This window comes from Rufibacter roseolus, assembly GCF_017916365.1.
In the GTDB taxonomy this organism is placed as follows: Bacteria; Bacteroidota; Bacteroidia; order Cytophagales; family Hymenobacteraceae; genus Nibribacter; species Nibribacter roseolus.
In genome coordinates this window covers 492,781-506,762 of record NZ_JAFMSU010000003.1, presented here as the reverse complement: position 1 = coordinate 506,762, position 13,982 = coordinate 492,781, and the positions used below count along the sequence as shown (strand labels likewise).

Here is a 13,982-nt window from a genome sequence, read left to right as displayed (position 1 = left end):
GCAGCGTCCGGAGGTCCTGCGAGCGTCTGTGCCAATAGCTTCCCAACAGAAGAGAAAAGCGTTTAGCGCCTATTTTAGAAAAACAGGCGCTAAACGCTTTTCTCTTCTGACTTTTAATCAGGGACTGTCTGGCAAGAACCTTTACAAAGTCATGCCCACGGTGCTCACCACGCTGATTTTGCTATGGCCGCCGGCTTGTTTCTCCACCACAATCTGGGTACTGATGCGTTCTTTCAGCGCTTCTACGTGCGAGATGATCCCGATCATTTTGCCGCTGGCCTGCAGGCTTTCCAGTGCATCCATGGCGATGTCCAGCGTGTCGGCGTCTAGGGTACCAAAACCTTCGTCTATAAATAAGGAGTGAATCTGGGCTTTGTGGCTGGCCAGGTCAGACAGACCCAAAGCCAGGGCCAAGCTCACCAGGAAGCTTTCTCCCCCGGAGAGGGAGTTCACCGAGCGGACCGCATCTCCCTGGTAGGTATCCAGAATCTGAAGCTCCAGTTCATTGTCGTTGCTCTTGAGAATCCGGTAACGGTCGTTGAGGCGGTGCAGGTGACGGTTGCCCAATTCCACCAAACGCGCCAGGGTCAAGCTCTGCGCATACTTGCTGAACTTCTTGCCATCGGCGGAGCCGATGAGGCGGGAAAGGCTGTCCCAGCGTTCGGCTTCGCCTTTCTGCACGTCCAGTTGTTGGGTGAGTTGGCGGTGCCGCTCGCGCAGGTAAGTGTCTTGCTGCAGTTGCATTTCCAGGCGGGCAATCTGCGCCAGGTGCTGGTTTTTCTCTTCCTCCAGCGCATTGATGAGGGGTTGTAGCTCCTCCAGTGTCAGCTCTGTGAGATGGCGCTCTTTTTCGGCTTGGTATTCGGCGCGGGTCTGGCGGAGGCTGTTCTCCAGGGAGTGGAGGGTTTTCTGCAATTGGTTTTGTTCCTCCCGCAACCTACTGACTTCATTCTCTGGCAAAAGCAGAGCCTGCAATTCGGCCAGGGTACTGAAGCCCAAGGGCTGGATCTTCTTTAGGAGCGCGGCTTCCAGGTCAGTCTGCGTTTGTTTGTTTGCTTCCTGCTCCTGCTGCCTTTCGGAAAGCCTGTGGGTGAGCAAATTCAACTGCTCCTGTTCCCTTTGCAGCGTGGCATCAGCGAGTTGCAGGGCTTGGGAAGCTTGCTGCAAAGCCTGTTGCAGCCGTTGTTTTTCCGCTTGCGGCTGAAGCCCTTCTGGTAAAAGCCTGTAGCGTTGGGCGCGGAGATCCTGCAGATGGGTCAGGCTTTTCTGCAGGTGTTCCTGACGCTGGGCCAGTTCATGCTGCTTTTCGTCCAGAGACCGTTGGCAGCTTTCTGCCTCGCCCTTCGCCTGGACGTATTTCTCCCGCAACTCCGGCATTTGCGCGTTCTTCTGCTCATACTCGTTCTTGCGTTTTTCCAGCTGGGCCAAGAGGTCAGCCCCGTTGTCTCCGAAGTAGGAGAGGCCGTACGTCCCGAAGAAAGACTGAAGAGTTTGGGAGACGACTTTCTCCTGCTCGGCCAGATCCTCTAGTTCTTCCTGCAGGCGGTTGATCTGGGTTTCTGCCTGGGCGCGTTTTTCAGCCGTTTTCTCCAATTCATACCGGAAACGCTGCTGCTCCGTGAGCAGCTTTTGCTCAGTGTGGTGCGCGGCCTCGGTGCGGGTACGCAGCGCGCGGAGTTCCTCTAGCGTGGCGGTGGCGTGCTGCAATTCGGTTTTGCGGGCGTTCCAGTACTGGTCAATGGCCTGGGCGCCGGAGATCTCATGCGTGAGCTCCAGGGCAGTGTTGAGTTGCGCAAATTGGTTATTCAAATGCTGTGCCTGCGCCGCCAATTCCTGGACCTGCTCTTGGGTATGCTGCCTGGCCAGCTCCAGTTTGTGCACCGCGGCGGCCAGTTCCCGCTCCTGCCCATCCAATTTCTGTACTCGTTGTTGCTGCCCCTGCAGGTTCTGCTCAGCTTCCGACAAAGCCTGTGGCTGATGCTCCTCTACAAAAGGGTGATGCGTAGAGCCGCACAGCGGGCAAGGTTGCTCAGGCTGCAGTTGGGCACGGGCATCCTCGTACTTCTGGATCTGGCGCTGCAAATCCACAATCTGCTGCAGGTCTTTGAGCTTGTCCTGGGCCTGTTCGCGCTCGGTCTTGGTTTGGGTAAATGAGGTGCGATGTTGGTGCAGGTCTTGGGTGGTCTTGGAAAGTGAGTTTTGCAGCTCCTGCCGGCGGGCTTCCAGTTGCAAATAGTTTTTGCTCAGATCCAGCTGCTTTTCCAATTGGCTGCAAACTTGCGGCAGTCGGTGGCAGAGTTGTTCCAAAGCCTCGTGCTGCTGACCCTTTAAGGCGGCTTTGGCCTGTTCCTGTAGTTGGGCCAGGGTGGTTTGCTGCTCTTTCAGGTGGCGTTCCGTGATCTCCAACTGGCTTTTCCAGGAGGCGGCGTTTTGGGTCTCTTTCTCGAAAATCATCCGGAAATCTGCCTGCTCTTTCCGGAGTTTGGTTTGCTGTTTCTGTACCTCCTCCAGGCTTCTGTACTCCGATTTTCCTTCGTGGAGGGTCTGGGACAGTTCTTCGTCCTGCACGTGCTCGCCCAGCCACTTTTTAATAGAGACCCCCAGTTCCGAGATTCTTTTGAATTCTGCCTGCAGCTGGTCAGCCTTAGTGGAGAGCTCGTTTACCTGGGCCTGCAGATGGGTTGCCGCCGCTTCGTCTCTGGTGTATTGGGCTTGTTGCGCCGCTAAATGCGTGTCTTGCTGCAGGACCTGGTCTAGCCGGGGCTCCGCCTCCGTCAAGGTTTGCAGGGCCTGCTCGTGTTGTACGCGGGCAGTACTGGCCGCCTCTGCGTTGGTGGAGACCAGCTGTTTTTGGGCCGGAATCTGCTGCTGCAAAAGCCCGATGGCGTTAACATAAGCCTGTCCCTGGTTCTGAATCTCTGAGAGACGAACCAAATCGGATTGGAACGGTTGAACCTGGTCGTGGCGCTGCAACTTCTCCAGATTGGGTGCCCATTCCTGTTGCTGGGTCTGGACCTGGGTTAATTGGTGATGGAGGTCTGTTTCCTTTTGGAAAAGCTTTTGTAGGTTATTTAACCAGATTTGCTGGCTTTGGTGCTGCTGCACCTGCTGGTTCGCCAGCCGAACTGCGGCTTTCAATTCGGTAGCCTCCTGCGCCAATACAGCACGGGTCTCCTCGGGGAGAAGTTGGTCTAGCTGCAGCAATCGCTCCAGGTCCTGCAGTTTCTGTCTCTCTACTTTGGCCTTCTCATAGGCCGCCATGGAAATCTGGGAGTAGATGCGCGTATCGGTGAGTTTCTCCAGGAGTTCACTGCGCTCGCTTTCGCTGGCTTTCAGGAAACGGGTGAAATCGCCCTGGGAGAGCATGACAGAGCGCAAGAACTGCTGGAAATCCAGTCCGCACAAATCAATGATGCGCTGCCGCGTCTCCGAGAGCCGTGACTCCAGTATTTCCTGGGTAGAGGCATCAATCAGCTCCATTACCGGGCTTTGCAGCTTGCCATCGGCTTTGCCCCGACTCCGCCGAAGGTTCCAACGCGCGCGGTAGGTTTTCTCCTGGGCTTCAAACTCCACCTCAGACCAGCACTCACCCGTGTGGCGGGTCATGATCTCAGAGACATCGCGGCCGTGGCGCGGCACCTGCCCGTAGAGTGCCACCGTGATGGCATCCAGGATGGTGGTCTTGCCCGCGCCGGTAGGTCCGGTAATGGCAAAGAGCCCAGATTCACTCAAAGGCGCCTCATTGAACCGAATAAGGTGCTCGCCCTGCAGCGAGTTCAGGTTTAGGAAACGAACAGAAGTTATCTTCACGGGATTGGAAACTAAGCGAGTTAGTAAAGATAACAGGTTTTAGGGAAGAGGAGAGTATAATGTAAAGGCCTTAAAAATATGGATGACTTTCTGCAGGTGCGAATGTAATAGGTGAAGTCCTTGAAGGTCCAATCAATAGTTTTTAAATCAGGCACTTATCAAATTGTGTGTCTTAAAATATTCAAACACCTGACTTAAAATGTTGTAAATAGTTCTATTTTGTCTTTGGATTATTAAGCATATGGTTTCTGCTGTTATCTTTGTAAATATTGTTTTAGGGTAAATTTTTTAAATTAAATTCTAAAACGATAGATTTCATGAAGTCAGAATTTTACTATTTGCATGGTTCCTTCTAAAAGAATTGTAGAGTTAGATTGTATAAGAGGGATCACCGCATTTATAGTCGTCTTCTTTCACTTCTCAGGAGGAACATTTTTGTTTCCTTTTTTCCGGCTATTTGCCGGAGGAACAGATCTGTTCTTTATCATCAGTGGTTTTGTGGGATACAATCTACTCAGAAGTAACCCAAGCGTAGTTGAATACTGCCTGAAAAGATTTTTAAGGTTGATTCCCATGTTTTGGATTTGTGCTTCCCTGACTTTTGGGTGTATGTTTTTATATAACCTCAAGCATGGAGTTCCGGTAGGAGCTTTGGTTACACAATACTTTTACAACCTTGCTTTTCTTAACTACTTTCAAGACATACCCTTTCTGGACGGTGTCTATTGGACTCTCCTGGTTGAAGTTCTCTTTTACGCATTGCTGGCTGTAATCTTATGGACGAGAGGAGAACAATATGTAGAGTTGGGCGGAGCTCTCTTTTTAGGGTATTTATTTATAACAAGTATCATTCCTTTAGGCTCATTTAAGCCTACCCATATAGCAATCTTAAATGGTTTTCCACTTTTGATCGTTTGGCCTTCTTTTTACGCTGGAATAATTTTTAATAAGATAAAGTATGAAAAGTCATCTGTAGGGAGATGGACCTTAATAGGGCTTTGTCTTTTGACTTCTATTTTGGCAATTAGTAATTCCAACTACATTCATGGGGTTGTAAACCTGCTAAGTCCTGCTGAAAATGTTGCCATGACATTACTTTACTTCCTAGTCTTTTATTTAGCGATCAACTCCTACCTGCCGTTCTTTATTAACAAAGGCTCCTTATTCCTCGCCCAAATATCTTATTGCCTGTATTTGATCCATAATGAGATAGGAAGGTTATTTATCCAACCCAAACTGAAGATGCTGCCTATGTTTTGGCAGATAAATTTAATGGCTGGGTGTGTCTTAGTGGTTGCGTATCTTTTGAGTTACTTTATTGTAAGGCCATTGCTAAAAAAGCTTCATAGTAAATTTATTTTCACAAAAAGAGAAGCAGTTGGGAAGATTCAGGTTCAGCAAAGTAATTCTGAACTGATTATGTGAGATAGTTTCCTGCAATGGTAGTCATAGAAAACCAAAGGCCAGCTATCAAAAGATTGCTGGCCTTTGGTTTTCTATGAGATATTAGTCTTCTAGGCTGGACTTGGTGCTGTTGATGCAGAATTTTCAAGTATTGCAAAGTGAGTGGCAAATATCACTGTATCTAAATATTGCAAAATCCGTTTTAGCACCTGATGAGCCGCTGTGTGCCAGCCGTAAGGTGATGAAAACTAATTTTCAGTAAAAATTAATCTAAAAGATGATTTTAAATTGGGTTTCATTTTTGGCACGGTAGTTGAAAAGGTAGGAAACATAAGAGATAAACTTTTACAGACTCTAAAAAATACTAACATGAAAAAGCTAAGTTTGATATTCGCCTTACTGTTCTTAGTGACTGTTGCTTTCAATAATGCCCAGGCGCAAGAAAGAAAAAAATGGAGCCCCCAAGCCAAAGGTGCGGTGATTGGAGCTGGTACTGGTGCTGCGGCAGGTGCCATCATCAACAAGCGTAACCGGGTAGTAGGTGGTGTAGTTGGTGGTGTAGTTGGTGGTGCCGCCGGATACGGCGTTGGTAAAATCATTGACAACAAACAGAAAAGAGCGGCTGCTGAGCGCGAAGCTGAATTCAACAGAAACGTAGCGGCTAACAGAGCCTACGCCTATAGCTCATCTAACAGATCTGCTGGTTCTGCCAAGAGATCATCTTCTTCTTCCGCCGCTAAAACTGCTGCAGTTGCAGCCCCAGCGGCCATGGCTTACACCGGTTATACTGCAGGTCAGCCTCAGATCATGAGCATGTCTAACCTGTCTTTCTTGCCAAACGAGAACTACGGTGACTATTCTAAGCCGTACGCCGATTCTGAATACAGAAGAAAAAGCTGGTAAGCTGGGCACATGCCTGAATATAGGAAAGCCCAAGCCCTGTGCTTGGGCTTTTTCATTACAAATCTACAATATTTGAAACCTCTAATATTCAAAGCGAGTATGTGGTTTATTGATTCACTAAAATCCGAACGTATGAAATCGTCCATCGTCATGTTTTTGTTTGCGGCCCTGCTTTTCTCCTGTACTAAAACTGAGAAGAAAGAGCCGGTAAACGTGCAGCAACTGAACCAACAATTTATAGGAGCCTGGAACAGCAGAAACTCATCCCAACTGGATACCCTGTTGGCTGAGGATGTGCACTTTGTGCAAGGCGAGGTGCATTACAACGGTAAATCAGAAGTGTCTCAGAAGTGGGTGCGCGAGACCATGGGTACCATTGAAAACCTGAAAACTTTCCCAATCAGCTCGGGCGCCGATGAAAACATTGCCTTTGAAGGCGGTACCTTTACTGTAGATGTGATTCCGTCTGACCGTCAACTACCCAAAGGCGAAGGAGAGGGTAACTTCCTGCTGCTCTGGAAAAAGAACGACAAAGGTGTCTGGAAACTTCACTACGCCCAATTAGAAGACCACCCCGTGCAGGTGGCCAGATAAGGATTAAAGTATTTAGCGTTAATTTCATAAAAAGCCTGGAGAAGTTATCTCCAGGCTTTTGCTTTTTAAATGATGTAAGTAGGATACTATAGCTTTTCAGCTGGCAGATTACTCCCGATTGGCGTTAAGGTAAGTCTTAGTGTTTTGGAGTTGGTTTAAAAAAAGCAGGCAGGAAATCCTTCTCGATGGTCAGACTTCCTGATTCGCTAATCAGGAGATTAGCTATCTGGTAGTGGCGTAATCAGAGACTACGCACAACAATAGCACAACAGAGAAGAAGCCATAGCTTTGAATCAAAGAAGTTCTCGTATGCCCACAAGATACTTTCAGGATGACATAAGGGGAGTAGTAAGGAGGTTCTCCTTTCAGAAATCTCTCTTGAAGCATTGTGGGTTTTTGAAAGGGTGCTTTACTCAAAATTGATGAGTCAGGATTGAAAATCAAAAAGGTTGGACACTTGGTTGTGCATAGAGTTAGCTTCAGCGCTCTACGCACCTACCGGACAGCCAATCTCCTGATTGGCGTGTTGGAAAAGGGCAGAAGTTTTAATCGTGTATTAAGAATGTGTATGGGAGATGGATGCAGAATTTGATACCAGCTTTCGCCAATCAGGAGATTGGCTATCTTAGAGTAGCGTAGTCAGAGACTACGCACAGCACACAGCTACGCACAGCACACAGTATTAAAGCTTGAGACTACACAAACTTATACACACTTATATACCTAAAATACACACGTAAAAAGAAAGCTGATCTTTTTAGGCCTGTTTTTTGAAAAATAGCCTAAAAGCAAAAAGGCACCGCTAGCGGTGCCTTTTTGCTTTATACAAATCTGAAACAGGTTATACAGAGAAGCTGTCGCCGCAGCCGCAGGTACGGCTGGCGTTAGGGTTGTTGAAGAAAAAGCCTTTGCCGTTCAGCCCGTCAGAGAAATCCAGCTCAGTGCCGGCCAGGTAAAGGAAGCTTTTCATGTCTACCACTACCTTCACGCCTTTGTCTTCAAACTCCTGGTCCATGGGCTTTACCTCGTCATCGAAGTCCAGCTTGTAGGACAGGCCAGAGCATCCGCCACCGGCCACAGAAGCTCTTAAACGGAAGCTGTCATCTATGTTAGAGTCGTGCTTCAGCTTCTCTACTTTTTCTTTTGCTTTATCAGAAACGGTAATCATACGCGTGTCCTTCCTTTATTTTTAAGAAACTGGGTTCAAAACCACACTGAAAACGGTGATGGTGTTGATGTCCCGGCCGTAATATAGTTTATCCAACGCATCATACATGTTGGTCGCCCGGAAGTAGGAGGTGTTCAGCTCGCGCTCGCCCCGCGCCACCCATTGGATGGTGTAAGAGCTTTGTTGGTCACGCGACTGCCGCACATAGTCCAGCATCTTCCGAAGCGCATCCACCTTATCATAGCCCGTCACCGTATGGAACAGGAACGATTGGTGGTGCCGCGGGTTCACCGTGATCAGATCAAGGCGCATCCGGTCTTCCATGGGGCGGAAGTCAAACAGCAGCTGACTTCCCTCCATGCCTAAATGCTCCTCAATCTGCTTCTGAATCCGGGCGCTCTCTACGTGCACATTGGTGGATACATCCATGCGCTCGCAGCAATCTTAGTGGTGCGACTTAGCCTCTACCAATGGCTCCAGACCGTTTTTCACGCGGTAGTCATTGATGGCAGACTTGATAGCGTCCTCGGCTAGAACAGAGCAGTGGATTTTCACCGGCGGTAAAGCCAATTCTTCCACAATCTCCATGTTGTCAATGGCCAGAGCCTCGTCAACGGTTTTGCCTTTCAACCACTCGGTGGCCAGAGAAGAAGAAGCGATGGCAGAACCACAGCCGAAGGTTTTGAACTTGGCATCGGTGATCACCTGGTTTTCATCTACTTCAATCTGCAGACGCATTACGTCACCGCACTCAGGGGCACCTACTAAACCGGTACCCACGTTTGTTTTTGATTTGTCCAGCGTACCTACGTTGCGTGGGTTGCTGTAATGATCGATTACTTTATCTGAATAAGCCATGGCTCTTTTTTAATTACGATTTAAGAATTAGAAATTAAGAATTGGGGGGTAAGTAACTAGGTTATACGATGTTAGATCAATGTCTGATCATCTCCTAATTCTTTATTCCCAATTCCTAATTGAATATTAGTGTTCTGCCCACTCTACAGAGTCAAGGTCGATACCCTCTTTGAACATTTCCCACAGTGGGCTTAGTTCACGAAGTTTGGTAACGGCTTCTTTCACGTGGCTGATGGCGTAATCCACTTCCTCATCGGTGGTGAAACGGCTCAAACCGAAACGTAGGGAAGAATGCGCCAGGTCATCGCTCATACCCATAGCTTTCAACACGTAAGATGGCTCCAAAGAAGCAGAGGTACAGGCTGAACCAGAAGATACAGCAATGTCTTTCACACCCATCATCAGACCTTCACCTTCTACATATTTGAAGGAGATGTTGCTCACGTGTGGCAGACGGCTCTCTTTGTTTCCGTTCAGGTAAGACTCTTCCATTTGCAACAATTCTGTCTCCAGACGGTCACGCATGGCGATGATACGGGCAGTGTCAGAGGCCATGTCGGTGCGGCAGATCTCGGCGGCTTTGCCTAATCCTACAATACCAGGCACGTTCAAAGTACCGGAACGCATGCCGCGCTCGTGTCCGCCACCGTCCATCTGGGCAGTAACTTTTACCCGTGGGTTTTTGCGGCGTACGTACAAAGCACCAACGCCTTTAGGGCCGTACATTTTGTGACCGGAGAAAGCCATCAGGTCAATACCATCGGCTTCCACGTCTACCGGAATTTTACCTACAGCCTGGGTGGCATCTGAGAAGAAAAGAACGCCGTGTTTCTTGGCGATTCTTCCAATTTCTCTAATTGGTTGTACCACGCCCACCTCGTTGTTCCCATACATGATGGCAATCAGAATGGTCTTGTCCGTGATGGCGGCTTCCAGTTCTTCTAAGTTAATCAGGCCTTCTGAGTTCACTTGCAGATAGGTAACCTGTCCGCCTAGTTTCTCAATGTGCTTACACGTATCCAACACCGCTTTGTGCTCAGTGGTGGCCGTGATGATATGGTTACCTTTGGAGGCGTACATCTCAAACACACCTTTGATGGCAAGGTTGTCTGACTCCGTAGCACCTGAAGTGAAGATAAGCTCTTTGGGGTTACAGTTGATCAAGGCCGCGATTTGCTCACGGGCATAATCTACCGCTTCTTCGGCGGCCCATCCGAAGGCATGGTTACGGGAAGCTGCGTTCCCGAACTGGTTGGTGAAATACGGCAACATGGCCTCCAACACGCGCGGGTCCATGGGCGTGGTGGCATTGTTATCTAGATAAATCGGAAATTTCAGCATCTTCGTCAATAGTTTTCCTGGGTTGGCTTATCAAAAAAACAGATTTTAGCTCCAGTTAGTTTGATTTGCACGCAAAAATACATAAAAATCGTCACTTAGAATATCTTTAAATAAACCGTATGCATGTAGAGCACATCGGCATTGCCGTAAAAAATTGTCAAGACGCGAATCAGTTATTTGCCAAATTATTAGGCGCAGAGCCTTATAAGGCCGAAAAAGTGGAAAGCGAAGCCGTTAACACCTCGTTTTTCCACGTGGGCAACACCAAGATTGAGCTTCTGGAAGCCACCGCTGAACATAGTGCCATTGCCAAATTTATTGAGAAGAAAGGGGAGGGAATCCACCACATCGCCTTTGAAGTAGAGGACATTGAAGCAGAAATGGAACGGTTGCGGGAACAGGGCTTCCAACTCCTGAACGAGGCTCCCAAACGCGGCGCCGACAATAAATTAGTATGTTTTGTGCACCCAAAATCAGCCAATGGCGTGCTCGTGGAATTGTGCCAGGAGATAAGGAAATAGCTGTTCTGAGCGTTTTGAGGCTGTTTTTGCAAAAATGGCTAATAAACGGCAGCGGGCGCAGACGCTTGCAGGTCCTTCAGACGCCACGAGGTCTTTTGAGCGGGCTGGAAGGTAGTTTTTAGGGCTCCTTCTATTCTGTTATTAGCCATTCATTTTCATGCATTACCTTTCTTTGTGTCTTTGCCCTGGCGCTATCCTGAAAGATACCAAGTGTAGAAGAGGTAAATGGGAAAGACAGGCCGTTTAGTAGGCAAGTTCGCACATTCAAACGACCTCGCAGCGTCTGCACCTGCTTCCGTTTCAATACAGAAGTACTTCTTCGTTTTAACCCCACAATTTCAAAATAAGGCCCAAACTAGGTTCTCGCGGCTAACTTCTGTGTGATAGGTTGGAGGAAAGGCCCTGCATTTGGCAAACCCTACCCATTCCCGTACCTTTGCAGCCCTTAACGCGGCGCATTGCCAAAGGCGAAAATTCCTGCGTATACCATTTGAACCACCCCGTTGCCCATGACTACCCCAGACATCACCCTTCCAGATCATCCGGTTTTTGCCGTTGTGGCGCAGGCTGCCCGTGAATTGAACACCGAGGCTTACGTCATCGGCGGTTTTGTGCGGGATCTGGTGCTCAAGCGTCCTTCCAAGGATATTGATGTGGTGTGCATTGGCAGCGGGATTGACCTGGCGCAGCTGGTGGCTAGCAAACTGGCCCACAAACCCAAGGTGGCCGTGTTCAAGAACTTCGGGACGGCCATGCTCAAGACCGATGATGGTTGGGAGGTGGAGTTCGTGGGGGCCCGCAAGGAATCTTACCGGAGCCATTCGCGCAAACCCGAGGTGGAGCAGGGCACCCTGGAAGATGACCTGAACCGCCGCGATTTTACCATCAACGCCATGGGCATCAGCCTGAACGAGGGCAGCTTTGGCGAGCTGATTGACCGGTTCGGGGGCATGAAAGACCTGCGCCGCAAGAACATCAAAACGCCGCTGGCGCCAGGCATTACCTTCTCAGATGACCCGCTGCGGATGATGCGCGCTATCCGGTTTGCTTCGCAACTGAATTTCGATATTGACCCCGATACGTTTGACGCCATCGGGGAGAACAAGGAGCGGATTAAGATTGTGTCGCAGGAGCGCATCACCGATGAGCTGAACAAGATCGTGCTCTCCAAAAAGCCGTCTTACGGATTCAAACTGCTGTTCCAGACCGGACTGCTGCATCTGATCTTCCCCAAAATGGTGAAGCTGCACGGCGTGGAGACCATCAACAAGAACTCGCACAAAGACAATTTCTACCATACGCTGCAGGTGCTGGACAACGTGGCCGAGGTTTCTGATGACCTTTGGCTCCGCTGGGCCGCCATTCTACATGACATCGCCAAGCCCGAGACCAGGCGCTACAACGAGAAAGTGGGTTGGACCTTCCACGGCCACGAAGACCGCGGCGCCCGTCAGGTGCCCAAGATCTTCGCCGATCTCAAATTGCCTTTGAACGAGCACATGAAACAGGTGCAGAAACTGGTACGGCTCCATCTGCGGCCCATCGCGCTGGTGAAGGAAACCGTCACGGATTCTGCCGTACGGAGGTTGCTTTTTGAGGCCGGCGATGACATTGACCTGCTCATGCAACTCTGCAAAGCCGATATCACCTCCAAGAACCATGACAAGGTGAAGCGTTACCTGCAGAACTTTGAGAAGGTGGAGCAGAAACTGAAGGAAGTGGAGGAGAAAGACAGCCTGCGCAACTTCCAACCGGTGATCACCGGTGATCTGATCATGCAGACCTTCGGGATTTCCCCGTCCAAAGAGGTGGGTATCCTGAAGAACGCCATTACCGAGGCCATTCTGGAAGGCGAGATTCGGAACGAATACGATGAGGCGTTCCCGTTCCTGCTGGCGCAAGGTAAGAAACTTGGATTGCAGCCGGTGACTTCCTGAAGTTAGTAAGGGAGTTTTCCAACTATAAGAATTCGTTTGGCGCCTGTTTTCTAAAAATCAGGCGCCAAACGGATTCCTCTTTTTAGGGGTTGGCTTTTTTAGTTAAAGCGCATTTCAAAGCCTCAGCCTGCATAGGCACGTGGTTTCTACCTACAACGGCCATGACCTTTTCACCTCTGAGTACCGCTTCTGAGAGCAGCCGGTACATGTGCCGGTTGCGGTTCTCGCTGTTCAGGCGGTTGATTTCGTTGGTGAATTTTCCGCCGGTTTTCTGCCCGTCTCCCAGGGGATCGAACCAGTTGGCGGGTGCCTCCCACCAGTTGGCCGGCGAGGTCCAGTATTTCTGGTAGGCTACCTGTAAAGACGCCACGTCAGGGATTACTTCGTCAAAGCCTTTGATCATCTGGTTGGCTTTGGGTAGCAGCTGGGCCATGGCGGCTTTGAGCTGTTCCTCGTTGAATCCTTTACGTTCGCGCAGACGGCTGGCCTCACGCAGAAGGAAAAACAGTTTCACCTGGTCTTTTCCAAACCTTCCCGATTTTATCAATTGGTCCACTTCTTCCTGCGGAGACATCTCCAGCGACTGTGTCTTGATTGCCTCGGCCTGGGCCAGGAACCGTACGTAGCCAGATTCTCCAAATTGCTTTATGGTTTCCTCCTCAGACGCGGCAGTGCCCCGGTTTGGTCCCTCAAAGAAAACCAGGGTGGGTTTCTGGGCCTGCCAGGTCTGTTTGATTTGCGCAAACTGCGGATGCGCTGGATCAGTGGAGTGCACCGCGCCTAAGTATTGTAGATTACCGCCGGTTGGTCCTGGCAGGGACAAAGTCCATTGGGTGGCCAAGGTTTCTTTCCAGCCCTTATAGGAGACCAGTTTACTTTCGCAGTCTGTATTAGTGTTTTGGGCCATCAAGACAGAAGGACTTAGCAAAAGGGCCAGCGTGATTGATTTTGGAAGAAGCGAGAACATATTTTTTAGGATTTCAGGTTGAATGAACAGAATAAAGGCTTAACTGATTTTAGATCGGTTTTGAAAATCTAGGGTGAAAACGGATTTGCGGGCGTGCCTTAGCTTTAGGTGACCTATGAAAGGTTGTCCTTCTGAAGAGCGGTTTGGGTTGGTGCCTGCGTTTGGGAAGTGTTTTGGCAAAAAGAGGCCAGAAACATAGCTATCTCCATTTCAGCCATGCCGGAAACCTGGTTTTCATTTGAAAAGAAACTTGGAAGGGAAAGCCAGGTGGCAAAAGGACTTGCCGGGAAAATCAGTAAGAGGGCTGAACAGGGGAAGGGAAATTCAGCAACTTGTATTCAGTTCATGAAGGGGAAAAAAGAAGGAGGACTTTGCCAGAAGCGCGTCCTCCTTATTCAAAAGCTTCTCAAGAAATCCAGAAAGAGAGCTTTTGGTGACAAATTCATTTAGGGCCCATTTCTGTAAAACAGGCCCTAAAC

At 49.3% G+C, this 13,982-nt stretch carries 12 protein-coding genes; 6 read left to right on the top strand and 6 right to left on the bottom strand.

Annotated elements, in window-relative coordinates; all coding sequences use genetic code 11:
• Nucleotides 1-141: 141 nt before the first annotated feature.
• Nucleotides 142-3,810 (bottom strand): AAA family ATPase, encoded by a 3,669-nt coding sequence (locus J3P35_RS17905; protein ID WP_210466058.1) that lies wholly within the window; start codon nt 3,808-3,810, stop codon nt 142-144.
• A gap of 342 nt (nt 3,811-4,152) precedes the next feature.
• Here J3P35_RS17905 and J3P35_RS17900 point away from each other — a divergent pair, with 342 nt between their 5' ends.
• The 3 genes from J3P35_RS17900 (at nt 4,153) to J3P35_RS17890 (ending at nt 6,711) form a co-directional block, all read left to right on the top strand.
• On the top strand, nt 4,153-5,235 hold the full coding sequence (locus tag J3P35_RS17900) for an acyltransferase family protein (RefSeq protein ID WP_210466056.1): 1,083 nt from the start codon (nt 4,153-4,155) through the stop codon (nt 5,233-5,235).
• Between the two features lie 348 nt (nt 5,236-5,583).
• The gene (locus tag J3P35_RS17895; RefSeq protein WP_210466054.1) at nt 5,584-6,117 is read left to right on the top strand and encodes a YMGG-like glycine zipper-containing protein; all 534 of its coding nucleotides are present in this window, start codon (nt 5,584-5,586) and stop codon (nt 6,115-6,117) included.
• Between the two features lie 132 nt (nt 6,118-6,249).
• Nucleotides 6,250-6,711: a YybH family protein gene (locus J3P35_RS17890; protein WP_210466053.1), complete on the top strand. Its 462-nt coding sequence runs from the start codon at nt 6,250-6,252 to the stop codon at nt 6,709-6,711.
• An 841-nt stretch (nt 6,712-7,552) separates the two neighbouring features.
• Here the strand turns inward: J3P35_RS17890 and J3P35_RS17885 are convergent.
• From J3P35_RS17885 to J3P35_RS17870, 4 genes are all read right to left on the bottom strand, one after another.
• Nucleotides 7,553-7,879 (bottom strand): HesB/IscA family protein, encoded by a 327-nt coding sequence (locus tag J3P35_RS17885; protein ID WP_123127280.1) that lies wholly within the window; start codon nt 7,877-7,879, stop codon nt 7,553-7,555.
• A 21-nt stretch (nt 7,880-7,900) separates the two neighbouring features.
• Nucleotides 7,901-8,308 (bottom strand): hypothetical protein, encoded by a 408-nt coding sequence (locus J3P35_RS17880; protein WP_210466051.1) that lies wholly within the window; start codon nt 8,306-8,308, stop codon nt 7,901-7,903.
• A gap of 15 nt (nt 8,309-8,323) precedes the next feature.
• A complete protein-coding gene (gene iscU, locus J3P35_RS17875; RefSeq protein WP_210466049.1) occupies nt 8,324-8,737 on the bottom strand; it encodes a Fe-S cluster assembly scaffold IscU in 414 nt (137 codons plus the stop codon).
• Between the two features lie 126 nt (nt 8,738-8,863).
• Nucleotides 8,864-10,078, bottom strand: a complete 1,215-nt coding sequence (locus tag J3P35_RS17870; protein WP_282597063.1) for an IscS subfamily cysteine desulfurase — start codon at nt 10,076-10,078, stop codon at nt 8,864-8,866.
• 119 nt (nt 10,079-10,197) lie between these two features.
• Here J3P35_RS17870 and mce point away from each other — a divergent pair, with 119 nt between their 5' ends.
• Nucleotides 10,198-10,599 (top strand): methylmalonyl-CoA epimerase, encoded by a 402-nt coding sequence (gene mce / locus J3P35_RS17865; protein WP_210466048.1) that lies wholly within the window; start codon nt 10,198-10,200, stop codon nt 10,597-10,599.
• A gap of 509 nt (nt 10,600-11,108) precedes the next feature.
• On the top strand, nt 11,109-12,536 hold the full coding sequence (locus J3P35_RS17860; protein WP_210466046.1) for a CCA tRNA nucleotidyltransferase: 1,428 nt from the start codon (nt 11,109-11,111) through the stop codon (nt 12,534-12,536).
• Between the two features lie 82 nt (nt 12,537-12,618).
• Here the strand turns inward: J3P35_RS17860 and J3P35_RS17855 are convergent, their stop codons facing one another.
• Entirely contained in the window at nt 12,619-13,503 is an 885-nt protein-coding gene (locus tag J3P35_RS17855) for a hypothetical protein (protein WP_210466045.1), read from the bottom strand.
• Nucleotides 13,504-13,719: 216 nt separating this feature from the next.
• On the opposite strand from J3P35_RS17855, the gene J3P35_RS17850 reads away from it, so the two are divergent.
• Entirely contained in the window at nt 13,720-13,953 is a 234-nt protein-coding gene (locus J3P35_RS17850) for a hypothetical protein (RefSeq protein ID WP_210466044.1), read from the top strand.
• Nucleotides 13,954-13,982: the final 29 nt, after the last annotated feature.

Bases quoted from the DNA above. Each gene is read 5' to 3' on its own strand.
- iscU (WP_210466049.1), bottom strand. From the start codon at position 8,737: ATGGCTTATTCAGATAAAGTAATCGATCATTACAGCAACCCACGCAAC.
- J3P35_RS17870 (WP_282597063.1), bottom strand. From the start codon at position 10,078: ATGCTGAAATTTCCGATTTATCTAGATAACAATGCCACCACGCCCATG.
- J3P35_RS17900 (WP_210466056.1), top strand. From the start codon at position 4,153: ATGGTTCCTTCTAAAAGAATTGTAGAGTTAGATTGTATAAGAGGGATC.
- J3P35_RS17885 (WP_123127280.1), bottom strand. From the start codon at position 7,879: ATGATTACCGTTTCTGATAAAGCAAAAGAAAAAGTAGAGAAGCTGAAG.
- J3P35_RS17880 (WP_210466051.1), bottom strand. From the start codon at position 8,308: ATGGATGTATCCACCAATGTGCACGTAGAGAGCGCCCGGATTCAGAAG.
- mce (WP_210466048.1), top strand. From the start codon at position 10,198: ATGCATGTAGAGCACATCGGCATTGCCGTAAAAAATTGTCAAGACGCG.
- J3P35_RS17855 (WP_210466045.1), bottom strand. From the start codon at position 13,503: ATGTTCTCGCTTCTTCCAAAATCAATCACGCTGGCCCTTTTGCTAAGT.
- J3P35_RS17850 (WP_210466044.1), top strand. From the start codon at position 13,720: ATGCCGGAAACCTGGTTTTCATTTGAAAAGAAACTTGGAAGGGAAAGC.
- J3P35_RS17890 (WP_210466053.1), top strand. From the start codon at position 6,250: ATGAAATCGTCCATCGTCATGTTTTTGTTTGCGGCCCTGCTTTTCTCC.
- J3P35_RS17895 (WP_210466054.1), top strand. From the start codon at position 5,584: ATGAAAAAGCTAAGTTTGATATTCGCCTTACTGTTCTTAGTGACTGTT.
- J3P35_RS17860 (WP_210466046.1), top strand. From the start codon at position 11,109: ATGACTACCCCAGACATCACCCTTCCAGATCATCCGGTTTTTGCCGTT.